This is a genomic window from Cytobacillus sp. FSL R5-0569 (genome assembly GCF_038007265.1).
Lineage (GTDB): Bacteria > Bacillota > Bacilli > Bacillales > Cytobacillaceae > Cytobacillus > Cytobacillus kochii.
This window is the reverse complement of sequence record NZ_JBBOWW010000001.1, coordinates 2,149,633-2,175,835: the sequence shown is the minus strand read 5'-3', so window position 1 is coordinate 2,175,835 and position 26,203 is coordinate 2,149,633. Positions and strand designations below refer to the sequence as shown.

Genomic DNA, 26,203 nt, shown 5'->3' with positions numbered 1-26,203 from the left:
CTAATATAATTCTACTCTAAGTATTTTTTTCCTGCCTATTTTCAATCTCATAGGAGATAAATAGAAAAGAGATTCCGAATATCCACATATGATGATTCGCCATTAACTTGCCATCTTTTGAAACAAACATCGTAAATTTTTCATTTAATGGCAAACGGAAGAAGTCATTTCTCCATTGAAAATATATCCCTTCATGCGACTGCTCATTTTCTTGAAAACTAGTTAATACTAAGTTCTCTTTATCCATCTTCAGTGAAAGAATACCGGTCATAGCAGAGAAAGGAAGGGGTAGACTTATATTCATATATTTTTTCCCTAAATGTTCATGTGCTGCATATAAAGCAATAAAGCAAACGTCATTGTTTATTTTTCTCACCCACGCTCGGGGATTTGTTCGCCCATCGACTTTAGATGAGACCGATACCAGCTCACCGTTCATTTCTATTTTATTGCTATGGAGGGGTAAATGGATTTGTTTAACGAAGCGGCTCACTTGGTAATAACAGAAAGCAAATGGTTTAAACCATTTAGCCCAATGTACAGTTGCATACAAGCGAAACTCGCTTGTATGTTCATAAAAATCTCGGTATGGTTTTGGAATCGAACGGGATGAATAACTTTGTAGTTCTTCAACAAGTCCCTCTACTTGTCTATTGTCTTTCACTTTAGTTAAAACTTCTTCACCAACCATCATGCCACCTCTCACATGACTCAATGGGATACTCTGCTTAACGAAACGACTTTGGGGTCGGATAAAAAACCAAGCTAAGCAACCACATAAAGCAAAAAAGACGCTATTCGTTATACCATGAAATTGAAGCATAAAAGGAATAGTAATCCCTTCATTTCCACCAAATCGACTTATGATATAGGCAACAGAAAATAAAATGGTTACACCTAAGGAAGCAAATGAAATGACAGCTAAGGATTTGTAAAACAATCTATGAATTCGTGCACTTAATGCATAATAAATCAGTCCATAGATTCCATATATATAAAGAACGACGGATACTACTTCTAACCAATAAGAAACAGCAATGCCAATTGCAAGAAGAAGCGGTGCAATAAGGACGGCTGTGCTACAGTAATAAAAACCCCTTCGCTTCCCTTTTAGTACGCGTCCTAAAAAACCAGCAAAAACCGGTAATAAAAAAGAAGCATAATGAAAATGGATACTCGTTAACCAAGTAATCATTGGTGAAAAACCAGTATCAATTCCATTATAATGAGCAAATGTCCATAATCCTCCAATTGCTAAATAAATCAAGCCAACATCAATCAAAAATTCTTCAAAGAGAGTGAAACCTCGGTTTAGAAAGCGGCATACCCCATAAAAACATATGAAAACCGTATAAAACAGGTAAATTGTAGAGAAAATCCAATTGGTCTCAACTGAAGTGAAAACCGTTAGTATAAAAATCGAAAGGACACCAATTGTAATGAATAGCCATCCGAATCTGTCTATCCAATCCCCTTTCTCAACAATAAGCAAGATCATTGTCGGGACATAAATCATTTGTGCTACGGTCAAAAGTAAAAAATAGCCACTATCGATTGATACGATAAGTGTGATAATAAATAAAATGATGTATAGGAGAAGTAATGTTTTTTTCTGTCTATTCATCAATAAAAGTCCCTTCATATGTAAACAATGTACCTATAAGCCGATTCATAACTTTTACTTTAATTCGAAACCGGCCAATCTTCTCATCGAATTGTTCATACACCTCTGCTTTTACTTGAAAGAAAGAGGGAATCTCTAACTCGTGTTTACCAATAAGCAACTTTTGCCGACCCGACACAATCTTTAAACCACCACAAGGTTGTACTTGAAAACATAGTGATGAGTATAAAGGGGACGGATATCCTAAAAAATCATCCACTTCTCTCGTCTGTTCATTCCACCTCATGTTTGCATCAAAAAAACGTACTTTCCCACCAATGAAAAACTTCCGCTCCCAATACACTTCGTTTTTTTCTATATTCAACGTATTTTTCACTTCAAACGGAATATTTTTACCATGTTCAGGGAACATTAAGCGTCTTTTTGTCGCTAAATATAAAAAAGGGCGTAGCCACCATTTATTTTCAATCATGTCCATTTTCCCTTTTCCTATAAAAATTGCCTCATTGAAACGGTATCTTTGCTGCATTCTCTTATGTAATCTTTCAAAATGTTCACCTAATACTTGCTCATACATAGTCATTTACGCTTTTTCACTCTCCTACAATTTTTAGCAGACGGTAGATGAGCCGAACTTAACCACCCAATCAGGGCAAGTATAATTAAACTAGTGTTAAACGTAAAAGGATTAAAGGGGGCAGTCATTAAAGATGGAATTCCGACAATTGCCGCTATGCCTAAAGCAAATAAAAGCAAGAGGGCTATTATAAACAGCTTCCCTTTTCGCTGAATAAATAAAAAGCTCAAGCCAAAGGCAATCTCACCTACACCAGCTATTACCGTCAATATTTTCGCATGCGCATATGAGACTGGCAATACATCAGTAATCATTTGCACCTCTAGGGGATGTTGTGTAATCAATTTAGGAACCAAACCGTGATAGATCCATATAAAAGCAAATAGAAAAGTAACTATCCAGTGAATGATAAAATTTCGATATTGCGTCTGAGGACTTTCCCCTTTTTCTAACCATCTTCGCAATACATCGAAACTAAGGGCCGTTGACCATCCTAATAAAGGTCGGAAAAAATAGTTATCTAGCAACATACCAAACTTACCTAATGGGACATCATAGTCATATTGGGTAATAAATAATGTCTTATTTTCTCCTTTAGGTTCATATTTCCAGTATCCTCTACCTTCCCTTATTGGCGAAAACGAATAATCGGTACCGAAATGAAGCGATGAAGTCTTTTTTCCATCCCTATCTACGCTACCTTTTGTTTTCCCCCATCCTATTATTTCTAAAAGTGGTGGGATATTTCGCTTATATGTAAAAGTTTGTACATCATCATCCAGTATTTCTTCATAGTGAATGCTTGAGAACCTGATATCCCATTCCACATGCTTAGTAGGTTCTTGTGTGTATGTCCAAACGTCATCTAGCGCACGATTGATATCAATCTCCACATAAATCGGTTTAGGCTTCATCAACCCACCTCCCTTATTTACCATTATAACTGATAATAAACGGTTGAATCACCAAATGTTGGAGAATAATCAATTCATACATAGGATTCTTTAATTAGATTAAAAGACGAAATTCTCCTTCGACTATCTTTCTACTCTCGAATCGGTAAAAGATATATCGAACTCATCAAAATAAATAAAATATTCAAATAATATTGACATTAATCAAATCTTTTTTGTATATTTAAAACTATGTATTATATATAAAACAAAGGAGGAATTAACATGAAAAGCACTTTATTCACTTTATTACTGTCAACACTGCTCCTTCTGACAGCTTGTGGAAATGCTTCTTCTACTACAGAGGATGGGAAGACCGCACTTACTTTTGCAGAGCCAGCACGAATTCTTTCCTTCGCCCCTCTCTATGTGGCAATTGAAAATGGATATTTTGAAGACGAAGGGATCGAGGCAAATATTGCTTCAGGTGGTGGTGGTTCCCAAGTAACAGCGACTATTCTTTCAGGAGATACACAATTTGCGCTAGCTGCACCACGTGCCATGTTATCTGCCATTGAGGCAGGAGAAGACCTTGTAGCCATCCAAGGATTAAATTCTGCTCTCACATATGAAGTAGCGCTGTCTGAAGCCTTTATGAAAGAAAAAGGCATAACAAAGGAATCCACTGTTGAGGAGAAAGTAAAAGCATTAGCTGGTGCAAAAATTGGCTCTAATCAAGTGGGAGATTCCGGCGATGTTTATTTACGTTATTTAATGGAAAAGTATGGACAAGATCAATCGACCCTTGAAACAGTAAAAATGGAAGGAACAGGATCAAAAGTCGGTGGAATGCAAGAAGGTATTATTGATGGTGGAATTGCGTCACCTCCATTCTCTGCACTGGTTGAAGCAGAAGATGGTGGTTCACTTGCACTCGAACTAAGTGAAGAAGAAATGTACGCTGAACTAGCTTGGGAGATTGTTTTTGCGAAAAGAGACTATATCGAAGACAACCCTGAACTTACTACAAAAGTTGTAAGGGCATTAGGAAAAGCAATTGAATTTACTCGGGACAATCCAGGTGAAGCTGCTGGATTAATTACAGGGTATTTTGAAGGAGTTGATCAAGAAATATTAGAAAAATCACTCACTTCATTAAAACCAACCTATGTCGGGTATGGTGAAATGACTCAAGCTGCATGGGATCACGCACAAGACCCTTTAGTTGAATTAAGTGAAATTTCTGGTGTAAGCCAAACTCATGATACGGCTGAAGAAAAACTTTGGACAAATCGTTACTTAAAAGAGGCTTTCCCAAAATAATAGGAAAGGAAGGGTACGATGAAAGATACACAATCAATACCTAAACTGCAAAGTCAATTCCTCGATGTCACTTATATGAACCATAAAACCGGTCAAGAGGTAACTGCTTTAAAAAATATTAACCTCGCCATTCAAGAAGGAGAATTTATTTGTATTGTCGGTCCATCAGGTTGTGGAAAAACAACTTTCTTAAATACTGTGATCGGTTTTATTGAACCGAGTAATGGGTCCATTCTTTTAGATAATAAGAAAATAGTCGGACCTGGGAAAGATCGCTCTATGGTCTTTCAATCTCCGAGTCTCCTTCCATGGAGAAATGTAATGGACAACGTCTTATATGGGGTAGAATTACAAAAGAGACTGAGTCCTGTTACAAGAGAGCTAGCGAAAACATATATCGAAATGGTTGGCCTCAAAGGATTTGAAAGTCATTATCCGCATGAACTATCTGGTGGTATGCAACAACGAGTAAACCTTGCAAGAGCCTTAACAGTGGAACCCTCCTTACTACTTTTAGATGAACCATTCTCCGCTCTTGATGCACAAACAAGAGAATTTATGCAACAGGAACTTGTGAGAATATGGAGTGAAACGAAAAAAACAAGTATTTTTATCACCCATCAAATCGACGAAGCTGTTTTTTTAGCTGATCGCGTTTTTGTGTTTGGTGCAAGACCTGGCCATTTAGTAGAAGATATTTCGATTGATTTAGTAAGACCAAGAGAATTGAAGATAAAAAGAGAACCACATTTTCTACAATATGTTGACCGTATTTGGCAGTTAATAGAAAATGAGTCAGCAAAACAAGGATTCGCCTAAGGAGGAGACATTCAGTGAGTAAAACCGAAATGACATCCACCATTCCAGTGAAAAATAAATCGCTAAAAATAAAAACAAAAAAAAGCACCGTCTGGATTAGTGTAACTTCCGTTATTCTATTTTTAATTTCTTGGGAATTGATTTCTTATTATAAGCTTATTAACCCACTATTTATAAGCTCACCTATTAAAATTGTTGAAGCGGCTACGACACTTTTTGCAGATCCTAGGTATTGGCAACATCTAGGTGTTAGTGCTTATGAATTTTCACTTGGGTTTATACTGGCTATGGCGATAGGGATTCCGATTGGCATATTTGCAGGGTGGAATCGTATTTTCAACAGTATAATTAGTCCATTTGTATCCGCTCTATACGTTACGCCAAAAGTTGCATTATTACCCATAATCATCATTGCTTTTGGGATTGGTGTGGCATCTAAAATCGTCGTCGTATTTTTAATGGCATTTTTTCCTATTGTCATGAGTGCACAAAAGGCCATGTCCACTCTAGATCAAAACTTAATTAAAGCAGCTCGTAGTTTTACCGCATCTGAATTCCAAATATTTAAAACGATTGCTCTCCCCTCCACAGTTCCTTTTCTTCTAAACGGTATTCGCTTAGGGCTAGGACAGGGATTAATCGCAATTGTCGTTGGTGAAATGTATGCATCTACAGCTGGTATTGGTTATCATCTCACACATGCAGGCCAAAATTTAAAAACTGCGGAAATGTTTGTAGGTGTCGTTGTAATCGCTGTTTCTGGTGTCATTCTCACCGGCATTATCGGCTTGATTGAAAAAAGATTTAGCTCATGGAAACCTGAATAATTATCAATAAGCAGCATAAAAAGGTTGAACTTATAGTAATGATAAGATCAACCTTTTGCTATTTATTTTATATGTTTTTCATTTTTGCATGTCAGTTGGGATTTGATATCTTTGATGAGTGGATGATAATTTCATAGCTGGCCTGGCAACGATAAATCATGTTTAATACCATTTTTCCTTCTTAGTCATGCGGTATTTTTAAAACCATTTTCCCAAATACCTTTCCTTTATCCATTTTCTCATGGACACTTTCAATATCTTGTAGATCATATACTCCATCAATTACTGGCTTTAACTTATGAGCCCCGTAGAAATCAATCACTGATTTAAATTCAGAAGCACTACCCATTGTTGTCCCTAGAATATGTAATTGCTTAAAGAAGATTCTTGGCATCACAACTTGCTCTACCGGTCCTAATGTCGCACCAAAGGAGACGATTTTACTACCAGGTTTAGCCAAATAGATGAGATCATTAAAGGTAGATCCACCAATACTATCAATACTTAAATCGGCACCACCTGATAGTGCTTTTAATTCCTTCACCCAATCCTCATTGCGGTAGTTTACTCCATCAGTAGCCCCTAGTTCCTTAGCATAAGCAATTTTCTCATCACTGCTTGAAGTAACAAAGACCGTCGCTCCTTTTGCTACAGCAATTTGTAATGCAAAAGTCGCAACGCCTCCTCCAATACCCGGAATAATAACGGTATCAGATGGTTTGACCTCTCCTTTTGTGACAACGGCTCGGTATGCTGTAAGTGCGCCTAATGGAATGGCAGCTGCTTCTTCTAATGTTAAATGAGAAGGTTTTTGTAGCACATTCTCAGCAGGTACTGTCACATACTGTGCATAAGTCCCGTTTGAGGGAACACCAAGTACTGTATGTTTAGCTTGAGGATAGTCAATGTTATCTCCCCAATCAAGCCCTGGATTGATGACAACTTCACTACCTACAGCGATACCTGAAACCCCTTCACCTAATGCTGCAATGACACCTGCCCCATCAGAACCTAAAACAGAAGGAACCGCGATTCCAGGATAAGCACCATATCGGATAAATACATCACGACGATTAACAGCAGCATAATGTAATCTCACGAGCACTTCACCTTTTTTGGGCTGTGGTGTCTCTACTTCTTCATAATATAATGGAGCAATCATATTTCCTTTTTTCATTTTGTCTTTTAATACAACCGCTTTCATTTATTCTACCCCTTTCCAAACCTCTCCTGTATGTAAAGCAATTATTTTACTTAATTAAACATAATACAAGTATACCAAACCAAGTGATTAATTCAAAAATTCTGATTTATTAGAACATCTATAGATTGACTTAATATGCTTGAAACGACAAATGCGAACATATCCAATGAAGATTATCCTCTGATATGTTCGCATAAAATCACATTCATAAATAAACATAATAGCTAAAATCATTGTCTTGTTAAGCTTCTATTAGGCTATTATTCTACTTACTTCCAGCATATAACCAGTAAATATTGTTACATTTTAAGCATATTTGCGAATAAGCTCTGTAAGTTTCGCTTCCATTTGAGGGATATCATTTACAGACAAACAGACCCTTAATTTCGTCTCATCTGTTTCCATAAGTTCTGAAAGAAAGGAGCCAAAGTCTCTTGCTCGGCGGTCGACTTCAATGAGTAATTCCACATTACTTTCACTTTGCTTCATGAAGATCAATTCTATTTCATCCAACCGGCCTCGAAACTCTCCGCTATCAGGAATAAATTCCCACTCTTGAGCAAACGGATATTTATCTCTTAATCTTCTAGGTACTTCTTCGCATACTACTTCTCTTAACCTAAATCCAATATCCTCCATGCTATGTAAAATGGAAGAAGATAATTGATTAGGCTCAACCTTTATAAAATCTGTGTCGTTAGGGTCCATAGCGTTCTTAATATCCCCTGAAGTCTGTAACCAAACCTTTGTTTTTCCGTAAGTCATCGGTGTATCATAAGGTAATTGAAAAGAAAAAGGCACTTCTTTTTCTTCACCTTCTAAAACGGTTATATTTTGTGTAATCAATTGGCGACTTAGAACTGCTGTTTGTGCGCTTACCCCATTATCATCATTTTCGACATCATATTTACAGCATATTTCTATATATAAATGTTCAATCTGTTGATCTATTTTCCCACCGGTGATTGCAATGACACCGTCGATTTGTTCGCCTTGCACAAAAGATGCTTTTGCAAGTTTTGTATCCACTTTACAGCCACCTATACCCACACTAGCTAAAACTTTAGAAAAGAAACTCATTCATTTCTTCCTCCTCATCATATTCATCCTCATCTATATTTTACCATGTAGTGATAGATATCAACACATATTTTACTTGGCTTTTACTACTTCCGACACATATCCTGCTTCACATTTGCCAGGTAATTTGGTAAGGAATGATGAGAAAAAACAGGAGTTTCTCATCCATGTAAAATAGAATATCTAATGAAGTATCTTTCTGGAACCAACACATCGGAAAAAAGGTGTTATTTTATTCAAATGAAAAATTGGTAAATGAGCTATTCAATCATACAAATTTTTTAAAATATAGATCTTTCTCATATAACCCCTTGTTTTTTTAATGCTGCTATTTCTCCCTCATCCAAACCTAATTCCTCTTGTAAGAACAAATTTGTATGCTCTCCGAGGATTGGTGGTGCCAGATCATACCTTATGTTTAATCCAGAAAAACGTAAAGGACTTTTCGTTAATTTCACCTCTCCCATCACTGGATGTAACATTGTTCCAACCGTTTCTCTTGCAATTACTTGCGGATCATTAAAGGCTTGCGTAATACTATTAACTTTTCCAGCAGGAATACCGTATTGGGAAAACTTCTCTAACCAATTGTCTGCTGTATTTGCTAACATTTGTTCAGCTATCCATGGGACTAAGATATCTTTATACTCTAAGCGTTTTTCGTTTGTTTGAAACCTATGATCACTTACCCATTCTGGTTTATCTAATAGTATGCATAATTGTCTAAACAAATGGTTATTTCCTACACAAATCATTAGCGGTTGGTCTTTACAATCAAAAACTTGATAGGGAACAACATTATTATGTTGATTGCCTAATCTTTTAGATTCCATACCAGTATTTAGGTAGCCACTCGCAATATTGGCCATTGAGCTGATTTGCACATCTAGTAAAGATAAGTCGATATGCTGACCCACACCGTTATTATCTCGCATCCTTAAAGCGGCTAAGATACCTATAGCGACATATTTAGAGGTAAGAATATCCGCAATTGGAATCCCCACTTTTGTTGGCTCACCATCAGGGTGACCTGTCACATCCATTAATCCACTCATCGCTTGAATAACTGGATCAAAACCTGGTTCTGTACGCATTGGACCTGTTTGTCCAAAGCCTGTTACAGAACAAAGTATAATCCTATTATTGATTTTTTTTAATTCATCAAAGGCAATACCAAGCTTTTTCAATGTCCCTGTTTTAAAGTTTTCAAGGACGATATCAGCTTTTGCTACTAACTGCTTAAAAATAGTCAATCCTTCATGAGATTTTAAATTAAGGGTAATAGAACGTTTATTCCGATTGGCTGTAAAATAATAGCTGCTGTGACCATTCACAAACGGCCCCCAATCTCGCATGCTATCAGTACCCATAGGTGATTCTATTCTAATTACATCGGCACCTAAATCAGCTAATATCATTGAACCAGCCGGTGCAGCGTAAACTCTTGATAAATCCAATACTCTAATTCCATCCAAGGCTCTATCCACGACTACCTCCCCCTTCACATCCATTCATTGAAATTTCGGTTTTCTCTTCTCTGTTACCGCTTTTACTCCTTCACGATGATCTTCTAATTCGGTTGTGATTGCCATAAACGAAGAAATCATATCTAATGATGACCTTAGGCTCATTGTTTGATTTTGATAGACAGCTCTTTTAATGAATCGAATGGCCGTTTGTGGTCCATTTGCTAATTTTTTGGCATAGTTCTCTGTAAAACCTTCCAACTCATCATCAGCAATTACAAATGTGACCAATCCCATTTCTTTCGCCTCATTAGCCGTCAATACTTTCGCTGTCCAAAGCATATCTAAAGCTTTGTCTATTCCAACTATTCTCGGAAGAAAATAAGCAGCACCATCCCCAGGAACTAAGCCGACTTTTGTATAACTTTCAGATAGCTTCGCTCCTTCTGCGGCTATGCGGATATCACACATTAATGCCATATCAAGACCTGCTCCAAATGCCGCTCCATTAATTTGTGCAATAACAGGTTGATCAATCTCTTCCAATAATAAAGGGATCCGTTGTACCTTTTTCCATAGTGAATTTTTTCTTGCAAGACCAGTGGTTACACGATCTTCATCAGAACGATAAAATCCCCTGCCTGCGCCCATCTCTTTCATATCTCCACCAGCACAAAAACCTTTTCCATTTCCTTTAACAATCACAACACGTATATCATTAGAATCTCGCACAGTCTGTAGTGCGTCAATCCATAAATCTAGCATTTCCTCACTAAACGCATTCATTGCATTTGGGCGGTTTAATATAATTTGTGCAATTCCGTCTCTTACCTCAAAATGTAAATCAGACATTTTCTTTACCTCCTTATAAAATGGATTTAACTTCGTGATTATCCACTAATAGTGACCAAATAGTGACTGGACTGTGTGCTATATAAGTGCTTAATTCCCCTTGCCAATAGCGCTCATTTCCAGCTTCATCACGCCATGACCATAACCGTTTTGTTAAATGATGCAGCGTATGTTCATATGTCATCCCAATAGCTCCATGGAGCTGATGGGCGGTCATCGCAATATCGCCTGCAACGGCACTCACCTTTATCTTCGTCAACATGATAGACAACGAATCATGGCTACCCTGAAGCATTTCCACTGCATTGTTAACAGCAGCTAAGCAAGCAGCGGTTTCTCCTACTAGAAGTGAGATATGTTGCTGCACTGCTTGAAAACGATATAAATTCTTGCCAAACTGTTTACGCTCACTTGCATAAGACAGGCACTCCTGTACTACTCGTTCACTAATGCCAGCAAGCATCGCCGCTTTAGCCAATGCATACAGTTGCTCTACTATTTTCTTACTCTCACAATCTTCTATTATTTTGATGGCTGAATCTCCAATATGAATGTCATGAAAAATCAAGGAATCACGTGGTTCACCGGCTAGATTCACCTGTTCATGTATCTTTGACTCGTTTACTGGTACGAGGACCATCATCCACTCGTTTTGACATTTAGCGAGGGCAACGATTTCTTTTGCTACCCTTCCCCAAGGTACATTTAAAGCCTCTCCGTTTAAGATATAGTTACCGTTATGTTTCCTAACTTCCAAAGGGTTTTGTTCATTAAAATGGAATGATAACGGTTGATCATGAGTGATCTTCATCTCGTACTGTGACAGAATCCATTTACTAATTAAAGTTTCAGGTAAAGGTAGAGGAATTGGGTATTGACCAACTAATCTAATAACTGTAAAACCATCTTCATAATCTCCACCCACTCCACCATATGCTTCCGGTATATTTACTCCTGTTAGACCCATGTCATTTAGGGATGCCCATAACTCATCATCAAATAAACCCTTTTGTCCCTTTTCAAGTAAGTCCTGTGTAGATTGTTTCTTCAAAAATTTACTGGCCGAATCATAAATATACTCTTTTATTTCACTCATTCTGATACAACCCCTTTGGCAATAATTCCTCGTAAGATTTCCGTTGTTCCCCCTCTTAGAGTGAAACCTGGGCCATGCAAAATAGATTGTGTATACAGCTCACCGATAGACTTACTATTTAATAAATCAGGGTGCTTAGACAATACTAACCTCACCGTCTCTGCCACTTTTGTTTCAAAAGTTGTTCCTCTATCTTTAACAAGTGAGGCAATAAATGAAACATCCTTCCCCTCGTCAAGATACTTTGCCACACCAATAGATAAATTTCTAATGCTCCATAGCTCTGGAAGGAGCGAGAGCATTTCTGTTAATCCTTCTCTATCATTTATCCTTTTTAGTTCATCAATTACACCTGAAAATAATGGGTATGTACTGAGTATTCTCTCTGGTCCACTTCTTTCATAAGCAAGTTCTGCCATTCCTTGTTTCCAACCATTCCCGATTTGACCGACCACTTGTTCATCTGGAACGAAAACGTTTTCAAAAAATACCTCATTAAAATGATGCTCACCTGTTAAAAAAGTGATTGGGCGAATGGTCACACCATTAACATGTAAATCAACAATTAACTGACTCATACCATCATGGCGATTTTCTTCATCTTCTGGTGATGTACGACATAGTACGACCATATAGTGAGCGATATGAGCACCACTTGACCATATCTTTGAACCAGTGAGTAGCCAGCCGCCAGCCGTTCGTACTGCCCGAGTTTTGATGGCAGCTAAATCAGAGCCAGCATTCGGTTCACTTAAACCAATAGCAAAGAAACATTCCCCTTTTGTGATTTGCGGTAAAAAAGTCTTTTTTTGATTTTCCGTCCCATATTTTAGAAGCAATGGCCCCGTTTGTCTATCAGCAAACCAATGAGCAGCAACGGGTGCACCTGCTACAAGCAACTCCTCTGTTAAAATATATCTATCAATGGCGCTCTTTTCACTTCCACCATATACCTGCGGCCATGTCATTCCAATCCAACCTTTATCACCTAGCTTTTTCGAAAAAGTAGATGATTCTCCACTTAGCCATGAATCACATGTAGGTGTAAAATGCTCGGATTGTATTTCTTCTCTTAAAAATGCACGGACTTCATTTCTAAATGACTGCTGATCTGATGTCAATTGAACAGTTGGCACTTCTAATTTAACCAATACTTTTCACCCTCTCATTTTATCGGTATTCGATACTATATATCTATATATAATATTTTATTTAAAATAGTCTTTTTTGTCAATTTTAAATATTTAGAATATTTACAGAGTAATTCAGTGTTTTAACCTAAAAAAGAGCACCTAGGAACTGTCTCCCAAATGCTCTTTTAAATCCAGTTTTTATAATGCCGTTTTAGCACCCAAATATTTCGGTTTCCAATAACTTGAAGACATATCAGCAATTGTTACACCTGTACTTGTTCCAGCATGAATAAATTGATTGTTGCCTAAATAAATACCGGCATGTGATGGTCCTTTTTTATACGTTTCAAAGAAAACAATATCACCTGGTTGTGGAGATGAAACAGATGTAGTCGCTTGCCAAATCGTCTCCACTGTTCGTGGTATGGAAACACCGATTTGATTAAAAACATATTTTAGAAATCCACTACAGTCAAACCCTGAAGACGGTGAATTTCCTCCCCAAGTATAAGGAACACCGATATGTTTTTTCGCTTCTTTTATTAATTGATTTACCTGTGACTGTTGGTTATTACTAGTTTGATTTCCACCAGCCGAGGAGTTAGATGAACTCACTTTTAATACCTGACCTGGACGGATTACATCCGTTGTTAAGTTATTCATATTTTTTAACTGCGCCACTGATAACTGATGCTTTGAGGCAATTAACCAGAGACTATCACCTGATTGTACTGTATAAGTTGATTGGTTTGTATTAGGGGTTGAAGGTGCCCCCCCTGAACTCACCTTTAGCTTTAATTTCTGCCCTGGATATATTCTATCGGAACTCAGCCCATTGATGTTTTTTAAATCAATGACAGAGATACCATGTTGATGTGCAATTTTCCAAAGTGAGTCTCCACTTTTGACTGTATAGGTACTTGTTTGTTCTGCCCCATTTACCTTCAGCTTTTGACCAACAACAATTGTAGAACTCTTTAGCTGATTCCACTCCATTAATTGATTGATGGAAAGATTATATGTATTAGACAATTTCCATAAAGTATCACCTGATTGCACTGTATGTGTTTGCGCTGCTCCAACTTCTGCATATGTTGCCGCAAAAAGAGTAGTAGCCGCTGCTATTGACACGAGTTGTTTTTTCATCTCTTTGTACACTCCTAATCTATCATTTCTCATTCATGATAGAGTGCATACGAAGAAAAACAAACCGTGAAAAACATGGTTTATATGTAATATAATTACAATTTAAAAGAAAATACATACTAAACTTCCAATAGCATCCACAATAAACAGTTCTTTATCACTAAAACAAAATGTAACACAAAAGAAAATAGTTACATTTTATTTGTCCATTTTGTGACACCTATGAAAAAAATGGGCCGATTTAATCAACTAATTGTTTTTCTTTTCTCTAAAGGGTCTTTCCTCCTATCCTTAAAAGGAAGATACATAAGTACAAATAACAATACTGCTACAGCCTCAAGAACAAAAATGTAATAAGGATATGGGCCAAAAAAGTCGAGCACAGAACTCGTCGCTGGTTTTCGAGAAAGAAACATATAATTTCCATCCGTAACATAGTTAATAACAGCCGCTATAATCGCAAATATATTAAGAGAAATAAACGCAGCTACACCCCCTTTACTTGATGGAGAGTACTTGAAGCTAAATATATAAAGTAGAGCTGTCCATACGATGATCATATGGATAAAGAAAAATTGAAAATAACGAAAATGTGGGTATCCGAAAAACAATTCTGGCGTTAAGATAGCCATAGTCGCTCCCGCAATACCAATATAATAAGTTAATTGAAAGAGCAAACGTTTTTGTAAAATAAGTAATAGCAAACAAAGTAGCACACTAATCGAGCATAAGTGAAGAGGCAAAGCAAAAGAGACATCCCACTTTCCACCTATCCATAACCAATAGTGATAACTTCCTTCTAAAAAGAGCAAGAGCAATAAGAATATTACTCTTAACATCGTTTTATGTCCGGCTAACCTTTTTCTCTGGAAATATAAGAAGAAGGATCCTATTAAAAAGAGTACTACCATTACAAGGTGTGAAGTAGAAAATATCTCAAAGGAGTAGTTGCTATGGTTTTGCTCAAATAGTTGCATAACATTCCTCCAATATATGTATCTAATTGTCCCTTATTGTTCTATTACAGAGCTAGTAGCAGGATCAAACATTCACAATAATAAGGAAAAGAACAAATTATGCCAAACACGTTATTTGTTCTTCTCCAATATCCATGCTCTTATAGTTCGTTCATGTTAATCATCACTCACTTTAACCAGTTGTTTACCTAAATTATCTCCCTTAAATAAGCCAATAAAAGCATGAGGAGCATTTTCTAAACCTTCCACGATATTTTCACGATATTGAAGCTTTCCTGAATTAACCCATTCTCCAAGTTGCTTCAAGCCTTCTTCGTGATTATTTGCATAATCACCAACAATGAAACCCTTCATTAATGCGCTTTTTTGTACTAATAACCCTTGTATTCTCGGCCCATGCTCTATTTCTGTCGCATTATAGGAGGAGATTTGTCCACAAAGAATAATCCTTGCTTTGTAATTAATTCTTTTTATTACTTCATCGGAAATATCTCCACCTACATTATCAAAGTAAATATCGACGCCATCGGGTGTATATTGTTTAACCTTATCCTTTATATTATCAGTTTTATAGTTGATGACTTCATCAAAATGTAGGTCTTCTTTTAAATATTGGCATTTTTCTTCCGTTCCAGCGATTCCTATCACTTTACAGCCTTTTAATTTAGCTATTTGCCCAACCGTTGAACCAACGGCACCTGCTGCTCCAGAGACCACAACCGTCTCTCCCTCTTTAGGCTCACCTATATCTAGTAAGCCAAAATAAGCTGTTAATCCTGGCATTCCCACAATACCTAATGCTGTTGATATAGGAGCTATAGAAGGATTTAATTTACGTACTTGATGACTTTTAGCTACATTATAATCAGACCAGCCAAGCCGCCCTTCCACATAGTCACCCACTTTAAAATTACCATCCTTTGATTCAATTACTTGACCTACAATTCCACCGGATAACACTTCATTTAATGCAAAAGGCTCAATATATGATTTTCGCCCACTCATCCTGCCTCTCATATATGGATCAACAGAAAGGTAAATGGTTTGTATTAATACCTCCCCTTCATTTAAACGAGGAAGTTCTTCACTCTCTACTAATTCAAAATTTTTATCATTTGGCATTCCGGTTGGTCTTTCGACTAATAGAATACTTCGATTACCCATTTTATCCCTCCATTTTATACGTTCTACTTCTCTATACCCTTATCAATTAAGGTAAAACAAAAGATAGGACGTCTGTGAACCTTCTTCACTCACAGACGCCCTCTTTTTACTCTACATCTACTTCTTCAAACTCACCATCTTTAATTACACCCATTCTGATAAAGTTTTCGATTGCCCCATTTTCTTCAATATGTTTCAAATCATATACTTTTTTATCATCTGGTAAATTAGTTAATCCATCTTCAATGTGTTCCCGTATAAGCTTAGCATCATCAACAGATCCCGCTGCTTTCATTGCCTCTACAAATACATACATTGCTAAATAGTGATAGCCTGCTTCAGAACCTGGGTCCTTGTCATGCTTTTCACGATACTTATCAATAAACTCCTTTGTTCCAGAATATTCTGTATATATAAGCGGAACAACACCTATCGCTCCTTCTAATACATCATATGAACCTGTCACATTTTTCATTTCATCCAATTTCGCTTGGTCCATCACGATAAAACCTCCGTCATATCCAAGCTGTCTTGCCTGCGATACAATTTTAGCAGTAGGTTCTGAAGGTCCACCAATGAAGAGGACATCTGGCTCTTCTTTTAATGCATTCGTTAAAAGAGTAAAAAAGTCTGTATCTTTAGAGTAATCAACTGAAGCTTTATGAACTACTTCTCCTCCTGCACTTTCCCAGTATGGAATAATCGCTTCAGCCCAATCTTTTCCATATTGCGTAACAGGCGGAATAGCAGCTAATTTTTTTCCGAAATTATCCATCGCATAATCGGAGAATGGCTCAATATATCCTTCATAGCTCGGCGGTATTCTAACAGTTAATGTATTCCCACGCTCAACAATATCTGGTTCACTCGAATAGGCTGATACGATGAAATTATCCACTTCGTTAAATACTTGTAACGCTGAGATGCCACCGCTATGTGGCGAGAATATAATTGGTGTTTGGTTTTCTTGAACTAAGCGTTTTCCATTTGATGCTGTTTCATTAGGTAGGTATTTATCATCCAAGGCAACAACATTCAGTTTGTATTTATCACCATTTACTTCAAAACCTTCTTTATTAATGTCCTCTACTGCCATCTTCAAACCATTTAATGTGTTTTCACCATAATAAGCAGCAGCACCACTCAATGGACCACTATAACCAATATTGACGACTTTCTCACCATTGCCACCACTTGATTGTGCACAAGCTGAAAGAAAAAAGATAGTGAATACGACTAAAACACTTAACCATTTCCGCTTTTTCATAAAACTCTCCCCCTTAATAATTATTACTTATGCACCAATATAAGCCTTTCTTACCTCTTGGTTTGATAAAAGCTCATCCGCAGTCCCTTGCAATGCAATCTGCCCATTTTCAAACACATAACCTTTCTTCGCAATACTTAACGCTGCAAATGCATTTTGTTCTGCTAAAAGAATGGTTGTTCCTTCTTGATTAATATTTTTAATGCTTTCAAACATTTGCTCAACAATAAGTGGTGCTAGCCCAATGGAAGGTTCATCAAGTAACATTAACTTCGGTTTAGCCATATAAGCTCTGCCGATTGCAAGCATTTGCTGTTGTCCACCACTTAGTAAACCTGCTGCTTCATTTCTTTTTTCGTAAAGAATCGGAAAAAGCTCGAACACATCATTTAATGATTGTTTCAATTGCGCTTTACGCTTACGATGAATATAACCTCCCATCATTAGATTTTGTTCTACGTTCATATAAGGAAACAATTTACGGTCCTCGGCACATTGGACAATCCCCATTTGTACAATCTTTTCAGGTGCCGTTTGATGAATAGGTACATCATTAAAAAGTATCTTGCCTGAAGTTGCTTTTAATAGACCACTAATTGTTTTGAAAGTCGTGCTTTTCCCTGCTCCATTCGCCCCTAGTAAAACAACAATCTCGCCTTCCACAACATCAATATCAATATCTTTAATACTTAAATATTTTCCATATTTAGCAGAAACTCCATCTAATTTAAGCACTCACCGTCCCTCCTAAATAGGCTTTGATGACCTCTTCATTTTTTTGGATCTCTGCTGGTGTTCCTTCCGCAATCTTTTCTCCATAGTTTAAAACCATAATATGATGCGCCAACCGCATAATCATCGGCATCTTATGCTCAATAAGACAAATCGTTAAACCTTTATCCGCCATTTTTTGGATTAATTTTGCCATTTCATCTGTTTCATCAGGATTGACCCCAGCTGTTGGTTCATCGAGAAAAACGATCTCAGGATCAGTAGCAAGTGCTAATGCGAAAGCAACACGTTTCTTCTCTTCTTGAGAAATATTTGTTACTAGTTGATCACTTACATGTGATAAGCCAACGAAATCTAAAGATTCCTCTGCTTTGGCGATACATTGTTGTTCTTCTTCTTTTAGCCTTTTCGTCCGAAAGATACTATCAAACAGATTAGATTTCGTTCGCAAGCGATGGCCAACGATTACATTGTCTTTCACCGTCGACATTTCAAATAAGTGTGTACTTTGAAATGTCCTTGCCACACCTAGCTTTGCTATCACATTCGCTGGTTGTCTAGTAATCTCCTCATTTTTATAGATAATCGTTCCTTCGGTCGGTTCGTGCACACCTGTAATCAAGTTAAAGAATGTACTTTTCCCCGCACCATTAGGGCCAATGATGGCGTTGATCTTCCCTTGTTGGACGGAATAATCCACTGACTTCACTGCTACATTTCCACCAAAACGCTTCGTTAAGCCTTTAACCTCCAGCATTTGTCTCCTCCTCCCTGTTTTTGTAAGCAAGAGATTCCTGTTTTTTCCGTTTTCTTTGATACAACTGCATTTGAATAAACCCAACAATTCCTCTAGGAGAAAAGATGATGAGTAATGTCAATAATGGACCAAATATGAGCATCCGATAATCTTGTAAGAATTGTAGATTTTGCGAGATGATCACGATAAGAAATGTCCCTACAATCGGACCAGCAAATGTACCAATTCCACCAACAATCATATAAGTAAGCAAATCAAATGTGATCGTTGTATAAGCTATTTCTGGACCGATGAAACGGATAAAACCTGCATACATCGCTCCTGCCAAACCAGCAAAAAAAGTGGAAAGTACAAAGGCAAGAAGTTTATTCCGTTTAGTTGAAATACCAAGTGATAACGCTAAATCTTCACTATTACGAATAGCGATAAATGTTCTCCCAGTTAGTGAATGCACGATACGATAAATGACAGCCACAACGAGGAGAAAAATGAAAAACGCTAAATAATATTGAGCTGTTGGTGATTGAAAAGTAATTGGACCGATTGCCTCTGGCAAAGGGATACCAATTAGTCCTCTTACGCCACCAGTTAGACCTTCCCACTTATCAATCACTAGATAAATAATATAGCCTACACAAAGGGTATATATAGCAAAAAAGTGTTCTTTCGTTCTTAAGGCAAACAGCCCGATGATTAACCCGATGAACATCGTTACCAATGGGGCTAACAAAAAGCTTAACCAAAAACCCATCTCAAGTTTAACAGTAAGGATGCCGATAACATACGCCCCAATTGCAAAGAAACCACCATGAGCTAAAGATAAGTAACCTGTATAACCCGCAAGTAAATTCAAGCCATAAACTGCGATGGTCCAAATAAAAGCCAAAGTCATAATATGAAGATAATAAAGATTCGGAATAACGAAAGGGAAAACGATTCCGAGAACGATGAGCAAAGGTATAATTACCTTCTTGTTTGTTAGAACGTTCATTCTATACGCCTCCTTTAGAGAAAATTCCTTGAGGCTTGATTGATAGAATGAGAATTAATAATACAAAAGCGATGATGTCTTTATAATCTGCAGAAAGGTAGGTTGCTCCTAAACTTTCCGTGAACCCTAGGATATATCCACCCAATATGGCTCCTGGAATACTGCCCATTCCACCGATGATGATAATGACAAAAGCTTTTAGGATTACCAGATGTCCCATTCCAGGAAAGACGAGGTTAATTGGTGACGTAAGTGAAGCACCAATTGCCGCCAGAGCACCAGCAATAAAAAAAGTGAGGATCGCTACTTTATGTGTGTTGATACCTACTAATTGCGCCCCTTCTCTATTTTGGGCCATTGCAATGATTGTCCTACCCGTAAATGTTTTCTTTAAGAACCAGTAAAGCAAAATCATTACCGCAATTGCTGCGAATACAATGAGTATTCTCTGCAATGTCAGTGTGAGACCAAACACTTCCACCACCTGCCCAAAAGGTGTTGACATTTGGCGATAGTCCGCTCCCCATATAAACTGTGCTAATGCTTCAAGAAAAAGTAAAATACCGATGGCAGCCACTTTATCTTGAATAGGAGGAGAGTGTCTTAGAGGATAGAACACAAGTCTCTCCATTAAGACACTTAATAGTCCGACTACACAAATGGAAACAACCATTGCGAGAATATAGTGTAAACCTGCTTCAGTCATCATAATTAAAGTGATGTATCCACCTACCATGTACAGAGCACCGTGAGCGAAATTTGGAATATGGAGAATGCCGTATACTAAAGTGAGCCCTAAAGCTACTAGGGCATAGACACTCCCAATTGTTAATCCATTAAACAATTGTTGCATTAAAAGTTCCATCATTTTCCCCCTTTTTCACGTCAGTAGAAGATTAGACTTTTTGTTGATTCACTTTCGATGCTTCTTCTTCTTTCAGTTTACGCCATAATATTTTCCCGCTAGATGTCATCGGGAAAGACTCTCTAAACTCAACCACTTTCGGAACTTTATAGGCAGCCATATGCTCTTTAGCCCATTGAATAATCTCTTCAGCAGATGTCTTTCCTTTACTGTCTTCATTTAATATTACGAAGGCTTTTGCTGCTTCTCCTCGTCTCGGATCAGGAATCCCAACGACACAAGCCTGTTGAATCGCAGAGTGACGATATAGAATCGACTCCACCTCTGTTGGCCAAATTTTATAACCTGAAGAATTAATCATTCTTTTTACACGATCAACAATAAAGAAATAACCCTCTTCATCTACTTTTCCTAAATCACCTGTTCTAAAAAATTGTTTTCCTTCTATAGTAATAAAAGCGCTTTCATTTTCTTCTGGACGATTATAGTAACCTTTCATTACTTGGTGACCATGAATGATGATTTCACCAACCTCATCGATTCCCAATTCTTCATTTGTAATAGGATCTATAATTCTAGCATCCACATCGAAGAAGGGAATGCCTAAACATTGCATTTTCGGATGATCTGTTGGATTTGAATGGGTTTGTGCAATTGTTTCGGTCAAGCCATACCCTTCTAAAAAAGTTAATCCAGTTAATTTCTCTAATTTCTGACCAACTGCTTCCGGCAAAGTAGCGCCACCACCGGAAATGCCAATAAGTGAAGCTATACGATCAGCTGTTAATTTTGGATTAGAAATAAAATCAATTAACATCGTACTTATAGCTGTCCAATTACTACACTGCTTTCTCTCAATAAGTTGTAATGCCGTATCTTTATTCCATCTAGTCATAATGACCATGGTACTTCCAGCATAAATGGGTACATGCATACTTTGCACCATTCCGGTCACATGGAAAAATGGCAAAGAAGATAAAATGACATTGCTACTTGAAATCCTCCCCCATAAAGCACCACCAACGGTATTGGCTTGAACAGAATAATTCGTATGCATACAGCCTTTTGGTACACCGGTTGTTCCTGAAGTGTAAGGAAGGACGATTAAATCATCCTGTTTGCTCGTATAATAAGGAACGATTTCTCTTATCTTTATAGCGTCATCCCACCGGAAATGATCTTGCTCTTCTGTCCATTCTTTTCGTGGTTCTGCAACTACATCTGGTCTATCTATGTTATCTTGTGGGTCAATATAATCTGAATAGGAGGCAATAAGTAGGTGTTTCAAAGAAGTCTGTTCAATCAGTGGTTTTACAATAGGTTGTAATTCTTGACCGATAACTGCTGTTTCAATTTGACAATCATTAATATAAAAAGCTAACTCACTCGTAACAAGCATTGGGTTAATCGGAACGACGACTGCGCCGATTCTCATAATGCTATAGAAACTAATGACAAACTGTGGAGAATTCTGCATAAAGAGCAGGACTTTATCTCCTTTTTTTACCTGTAATTCCGTTTGAAGATAACTAGAAACACTCTTCACTTCGTCTAATAATTGCTTAAAGCTTATTTCATTTCCATAATAATGGATAGCCTCTCGCGAAGGATATTGAAGTGCTGAGAATTCCAAGTTTTGGTAAACTGAAGTTTCTGGAACAATCAGTTTTTTTGGAAGCTTTGGCCAGTGATCAAAATGTCTTGTTTGCATTAATTTAATCTCCTCCTTAACTTTTTAGAATAGCTCATAGAGGTGTCATATTTAATTTAAGAACGTTTGAAGTCAGGTTGTCTTTTTTCTTTAAAAGCAGTAATTCCTTCATGATGGTCCTCTGTTGTTACCATCGTACCTTGTGTAATCCTTTCCTGTTCTAATACTTGTTTTAATGATAACTGATAAGATTCGTTAGTAAGTTTTTTAATAAATCCATACGCAATATTTGGCCCAGCACTTAATTTTTCCGCATATTGTTTTACATCATCTTCAAAGTGACCTTTTTTGTAAATATGGTTAACGATGCCAAATTCGTATGCTTTTTCAACTGTTAATGGCTCTGCGCTAAATAATAGTTCCTTCGCACGTTGTAATCCAACTAGTCGAGGTAGAAAATAAGAGCCGCCGCCATCCGAAATTAAGCCTACTTTAGAAAAGCTTAAAATAAATTTAGTTTCTTCTTCTGCTAAGATAAAATCACATGCTAGTGCTAGATTAAACCCTGCTCCTGCCGCATATCCATGTACGGCTGCAATGATTGGTTTCTCTACAGATTGTATTAAAAGAATAAGCTCATTCAAATTCCCAATATGTTCATAAGTAGCTATAGGCGATCTTGAACCCATCCTTTTTACATCTCCACCAGAACTGAAAGCTCTTCCCGCTCCCTTCAATACAATAACACGAATATCTTTATCCGCTTTGGCTTGTTGTAGTGCTGATTTTAACCCTTGAATTAGCTCAGGGCTAAATGAATTTAATGCCTCAGGACGATTTAATGTTAATTCCATTACACCATTCTCAATTTTCATTAGTAAATGACTCATTGTTTTCGATGTCATATCTTCACCTCATTTTTTTATTAAACGCCGATTACGCCTTCATCCGTTACAATAGGGGAAACGGCAAAAATATCTTTTTGAGCTGCGAATGCTACTTCCGTCTTCATACCGTGATTTGCAATCATTTTACCTACACGTGAAGCCATTAATAATTCTGTTCCTTTTTCTTTTGCACCCAAATAAAACTGATGGGCACACAGTGCTGTATCTGACATTTCCCAAGCCTTATGACTGCTAGTTATTAAACAATCAATATAATAACCGACTCCATAAAAGTCCTCGACATTAAATGCACCAGAAGATCCCGAACAAACAAGTACTACCGTCTCATCAAGATGTTCGCTACAAACTGCCTTAGCAGAATGTTTGGCATTTAAGAGGGATGCTATATACACTTTCTTTGCATTAAGAGCATGTTTGATGGCCACTGTTCCATTGGTGGTTGTTAAGATGATATCCTTACCTTCAACAGTTTTAGATAATCTTTCTGGATGGGGTGATTCAAATCCGTCTATCGTTAGCCCGTTATATTCTCCAACTAACACATATGTTCCTTTTTCACGAATGCTTGCTTCATATAATGCATCCTCTTGATTCGCTACTGGTATGACCGCCTTTGCCCCGTGTTGAATCGCAGTTGTTATAACTGATGTGGCCATCAAAATATCAAATACAACTACCACCTTCTGCCCATTTAATTTCTCTTTATCGATTTCTTCTTTTTTCATGACTACATGAAGTTTCACCATATCAATAACCTCACAATTTTCTTCTAGATGTCTTTACAGCATGTTGTATTAAGTTATTTACATATAAGTTTAGATTAGAAAAGCGCTCGTCTTTTGTTTGTCCGCGCTTCCAACGATAATAAATTTGCTGACATATAACGGCGAGTTTGAAGTAAGCAAATGTTAAATAATAATGAATTTGACTGACATCTGTCCCACTTTTTAGCGCATATGCTTGAATAAACTCTTCTCTTGTGAAGAAGCCTGGCTTTGTCGTCACCGACTCTTCTCCTAGACCTCTCTTCAATAGATCGGAATCATTTTTTTCATGCCAGTAGCTTAAGGCAACACCTAGATCTGCTAACGGGTCACCAACAGTTGACATTTCCCAATCAAAGACACCGATTAATCTTGTTAACTGTTGATTGAACATACTGTTATTTAACTTAAAATCATAATGGATAATCGTTGTTTTTTCGGAATGTGGGAGATGTGACTCTAACCAATTTGTAAGTTCATCAATCCCATTAATTTCATCTGTTTTACTACGATGATATCGGCTTATCCAGCCATCTACTTGCCTTTGCATGAACCCAGCTGGTCTCGTCATATCTTTTAGTTTGGTCTTCTGATAATTGATAGCGTGTAATTGCACAAGAGTGTTTACCATCAATTGTGATATTCTTTGACCTACATCATAAGTACTGTCACCATCAGGAATAGTGAGGGAATCGTCTATCACCACCCCTTTTTTTCTTTCCATAATAAAGAATGGTGCACCTAAAAGTTCTTTATCACTGTAAATAAAAGGCTTCGGTGCTTGATTGAAAAAAGGGTGGATTTCCTGTAGTACTTTATATTCTCTTTCCATATCATGCGCTTTAGGTGCTACTGGTCCCATAGGCGGTCTTCTTAACACAGCTTCCCAGTTGCCAGCTTTTAATTGATAGGTTAGATTTGATTTACCTGCACTAAATTGGGAGATTTCTAATGGTTTGTTAGGTATTTCTTCTATATTTGCTTTTAAATATTGTTCTAAGCGATGAACATCAAGCCCTTCACCTTCTCGAATGGGAATTGTATCAGAAGTCATGAACACCCTCCTCTGTTTTACTTAGTAATGCGAGAGGCTGATATTTTTTTAAGTTATCCCTTAAATGTTCTGGAATCAAAATAGAATGATCATTTATGAAGTTATAACACACAGTGACACAACTTGCTTTAGCAACCAATTTCCCATCCATCTTCTTTGTCAATAAATGCTGTAATTCAAAGCTTTTACGGCCAATATTGCTAACCTCAGTAGTCACAACTAGTTCCTCACCTGCGAAAGCTGGGGCAACATAATCACAATGAATAGAAGCCAAAATCATACTACTTTGTTTATTTCTATTAGGTAAAATCTCATAAAATAATTTCGTTCTTGCCTCTTCAAAATAAAGAAAATAACTTGTATTATTGACATGGCCAACAGCATCGGTTTCACTAAACCGTACATACACCTCTATTTGATGTTTTTTATGCATCATCAAATCCCCTCTTTAACAGGCACTTCTTCAATACCTTTTAAAATAATTTCGGTATAAAATCGTGCTAATTCCTTATCCGTTAGTTCACCATCTGTGCGAAACCAATAATAGCTATAATTCGTCATTCCTAAAAATCCGAATGCAAGAATATCCGTTCGAATATGATTACTAAACTCTCTTGTCTTTTTACCTTCATCAATAATTTTTTCAAAATTTAATCGATATTCTTTTCTCTTTAATTTAATTTGTGTGACATGATCTTCATGTAAATGCCTTAACTCCCGATGCACAATTCGTGCTTCTTTTCCCTGGGTGTCAATCTTACTTAATGTTAAATAAATGTTTTCGTAGAGCTTTTCTTTATTACTTAATGTTTGATTTTGTAAGATTTCCTCTTGTTCTTGTAATAAACCTTCGATGTATTCTAAATGGATATCCCTTAATACTTCCTGCTTACTGTTGAAATAATAATAAAAAGTACCTTTCGTCACATCGAGTTGATCGACAATATCTTGAATGGTCGTTTCCTTAAAGCCTTTATCATCAAACAAATCGATGCTTTTCTTTAAAATTTGATTTTTCACTAAAAGCCCTCCT

26 protein-coding genes are annotated in these 26,203 nt (G+C 37.1%); 3 read left to right on the top strand and 23 right to left on the bottom strand.

The genetic code is table 11. The features are described from left to right. Positions 1-16: 16 nt before the first annotated feature. From MKX78_RS11325 to MKX78_RS11315, 3 genes are read right to left on the bottom strand one after another with little or no spacing between them, the layout of a single operon-like run. Entirely contained in the window at positions 17-1,624 is a 1,608-nt protein-coding gene (locus MKX78_RS11325) for a YndJ family protein (protein WP_341050950.1), read from the bottom strand. Beyond that, on the bottom strand, positions 1,617-2,207 hold the full coding sequence (locus MKX78_RS11320; RefSeq protein ID WP_095373406.1) for a DUF4166 domain-containing protein: 591 nt from the start codon (positions 2,205-2,207) through the stop codon (positions 1,617-1,619). Before MKX78_RS11320 ends, MKX78_RS11325 begins: the two co-directional genes overlap by 8 nt. Then, entirely contained in the window at positions 2,204-3,115 is a 912-nt protein-coding gene (locus MKX78_RS11315) for a DoxX-like family protein (RefSeq protein ID WP_322909277.1), read from the bottom strand. Before MKX78_RS11315 ends, MKX78_RS11320 begins: the two co-directional genes overlap by 4 nt. A gap of 264 nt (positions 3,116-3,379) precedes the next feature. Between MKX78_RS11315 and MKX78_RS11310 the strand changes: the two genes are divergently transcribed. From MKX78_RS11310 to MKX78_RS11300, 3 genes are read left to right on the top strand one after another with little or no spacing between them, the layout of a single operon-like run. Beyond that, complete coding sequence (locus MKX78_RS11310) at positions 3,380-4,417, top strand: ABC transporter substrate-binding protein (protein WP_095373408.1); 1,038 nt, start codon at positions 3,380-3,382, stop codon at positions 4,415-4,417. Between the two features lie 18 nt (positions 4,418-4,435). After that, a complete protein-coding gene (locus MKX78_RS11305; RefSeq protein ID WP_307314180.1) occupies positions 4,436-5,236 on the top strand; it encodes an ABC transporter ATP-binding protein in 801 nt (266 codons plus the stop codon). Positions 5,237-5,250: 14 nt separating this feature from the next. Beyond that, positions 5,251-6,063 carry an ABC transporter permease gene (locus MKX78_RS11300; protein ID WP_095373410.1) on the top strand — a complete coding sequence of 271 codons (813 nt, stop codon included), beginning with the start codon at positions 5,251-5,253 and terminating at the stop codon, positions 6,061-6,063. Between the two features lie 181 nt (positions 6,064-6,244). On the opposite strand, the gene MKX78_RS11295 is transcribed toward MKX78_RS11300, so the two are convergent. The 20 genes from MKX78_RS11295 to MKX78_RS11200 all read right to left on the bottom strand — a co-directional run bounded on the left by MKX78_RS11295 (position 6,245) and on the right by MKX78_RS11200 (position 26,190). Continuing rightward, positions 6,245-7,267 carry a zinc-binding dehydrogenase gene (locus MKX78_RS11295; RefSeq protein ID WP_328199249.1) on the bottom strand — a complete coding sequence of 341 codons (1,023 nt, stop codon included), beginning with the start codon at positions 7,265-7,267 and terminating at the stop codon, positions 6,245-6,247. Positions 7,268-7,573: 306 nt separating this feature from the next. Then, positions 7,574-8,347 carry a sporulation protein gene (locus tag MKX78_RS11290; protein WP_341050947.1) on the bottom strand — a complete coding sequence of 258 codons (774 nt, stop codon included), beginning with the start codon at positions 8,345-8,347 and terminating at the stop codon, positions 7,574-7,576. Between the two features lie 299 nt (positions 8,348-8,646). Further along, complete coding sequence (locus MKX78_RS11285) at positions 8,647-9,834, bottom strand: CaiB/BaiF CoA transferase family protein (RefSeq protein WP_307314187.1); 1,188 nt, start codon at positions 9,832-9,834, stop codon at positions 8,647-8,649. 24 nt (positions 9,835-9,858) lie between these two features. After that, positions 9,859-10,665 (bottom strand): enoyl-CoA hydratase/isomerase family protein, encoded by an 807-nt coding sequence (locus MKX78_RS11280; protein ID WP_095373414.1) that lies wholly within the window; start codon positions 10,663-10,665, stop codon positions 9,859-9,861. A gap of 13 nt (positions 10,666-10,678) precedes the next feature. Continuing rightward, a complete protein-coding gene (locus MKX78_RS11275) occupies positions 10,679-11,761 on the bottom strand; it encodes an acyl-CoA dehydrogenase family protein (protein ID WP_340974705.1) in 1,083 nt (360 codons plus the stop codon). Beyond that, positions 11,758-12,912, bottom strand: a complete 1,155-nt coding sequence (locus tag MKX78_RS11270) for an acyl-CoA dehydrogenase family protein (RefSeq protein ID WP_307314190.1) — start codon at positions 12,910-12,912, stop codon at positions 11,758-11,760. The genes MKX78_RS11275 and MKX78_RS11270 overlap by 4 nt, the downstream gene beginning before the upstream one ends. A 180-nt stretch (positions 12,913-13,092) precedes the next feature. Further along, positions 13,093-14,040 (bottom strand): C40 family peptidase, encoded by a 948-nt coding sequence (locus MKX78_RS11265; protein WP_095373417.1) that lies wholly within the window; start codon positions 14,038-14,040, stop codon positions 13,093-13,095. A 245-nt stretch (positions 14,041-14,285) separates the two neighbouring features. Then, positions 14,286-15,017 (bottom strand): YwaF family protein, encoded by a 732-nt coding sequence (locus tag MKX78_RS11260; protein WP_095373418.1) that lies wholly within the window; start codon positions 15,015-15,017, stop codon positions 14,286-14,288. 156 nt (positions 15,018-15,173) lie between these two features. After that, positions 15,174-16,181 (bottom strand): NADP-dependent oxidoreductase, encoded by a 1,008-nt coding sequence (locus tag MKX78_RS11255; RefSeq protein WP_095373419.1) that lies wholly within the window; start codon positions 16,179-16,181, stop codon positions 15,174-15,176. A gap of 106 nt (positions 16,182-16,287) precedes the next feature. Continuing rightward, positions 16,288-17,448 (bottom strand): ABC transporter substrate-binding protein, encoded by a 1,161-nt coding sequence (locus MKX78_RS11250; RefSeq protein ID WP_307314196.1) that lies wholly within the window; start codon positions 17,446-17,448, stop codon positions 16,288-16,290. Positions 17,449-17,475: 27 nt separating this feature from the next. After that, on the bottom strand, positions 17,476-18,183 hold the full coding sequence (locus tag MKX78_RS11245; protein ID WP_307314199.1) for an ABC transporter ATP-binding protein: 708 nt from the start codon (positions 18,181-18,183) through the stop codon (positions 17,476-17,478). Next, positions 18,176-18,937 carry an ABC transporter ATP-binding protein gene (locus MKX78_RS11240; RefSeq protein WP_095373422.1) on the bottom strand — a complete coding sequence of 254 codons (762 nt, stop codon included), beginning with the start codon at positions 18,935-18,937 and terminating at the stop codon, positions 18,176-18,178. Before MKX78_RS11240 ends, MKX78_RS11245 begins: the two co-directional genes overlap by 8 nt. Continuing rightward, positions 18,924-19,928 carry a branched-chain amino acid ABC transporter permease gene (locus MKX78_RS11235; RefSeq protein ID WP_095373423.1) on the bottom strand — a complete coding sequence of 335 codons (1,005 nt, stop codon included), beginning with the start codon at positions 19,926-19,928 and terminating at the stop codon, positions 18,924-18,926. Before MKX78_RS11235 ends, MKX78_RS11240 begins: the two co-directional genes overlap by 14 nt. 1 nt (position 19,929) lies before the next feature. After that, on the bottom strand, positions 19,930-20,793 hold the full coding sequence (locus MKX78_RS11230; protein WP_095373424.1) for a branched-chain amino acid ABC transporter permease: 864 nt from the start codon (positions 20,791-20,793) through the stop codon (positions 19,930-19,932). 31 nt (positions 20,794-20,824) lie between these two features. Beyond that, complete coding sequence (locus MKX78_RS11225; RefSeq protein ID WP_341050944.1) at positions 20,825-22,504, bottom strand: long-chain-fatty-acid--CoA ligase; 1,680 nt, start codon at positions 22,502-22,504, stop codon at positions 20,825-20,827. Between the two features lie 56 nt (positions 22,505-22,560). Further along, entirely contained in the window at positions 22,561-23,349 is a 789-nt protein-coding gene (locus MKX78_RS11220; RefSeq protein WP_341050942.1) for an enoyl-CoA hydratase/isomerase family protein, read from the bottom strand. Between the two features lie 20 nt (positions 23,350-23,369). Next, positions 23,370-24,098: a 2-phosphosulfolactate phosphatase gene (locus MKX78_RS11215; RefSeq protein ID WP_341050939.1), complete on the bottom strand. Its 729-nt coding sequence runs from the start codon at positions 24,096-24,098 to the stop codon at positions 23,370-23,372. Positions 24,099-24,108: 10 nt separating this feature from the next. Further along, positions 24,109-25,170 (bottom strand): phosphotransferase family protein, encoded by a 1,062-nt coding sequence (locus tag MKX78_RS11210; RefSeq protein ID WP_328199233.1) that lies wholly within the window; start codon positions 25,168-25,170, stop codon positions 24,109-24,111. Next, a complete protein-coding gene (locus MKX78_RS11205; RefSeq protein ID WP_341050936.1) occupies positions 25,160-25,603 on the bottom strand; it encodes an acyl-CoA thioesterase in 444 nt (147 codons plus the stop codon). The genes MKX78_RS11210 and MKX78_RS11205 overlap by 11 nt, the downstream gene beginning before the upstream one ends. 2 nt (positions 25,604-25,605) lie before the next feature. Continuing rightward, entirely contained in the window at positions 25,606-26,190 is a 585-nt protein-coding gene (locus tag MKX78_RS11200; RefSeq protein ID WP_341050933.1) for a TetR/AcrR family transcriptional regulator, read from the bottom strand. Positions 26,191-26,203 lie beyond the last annotated feature (13 nt).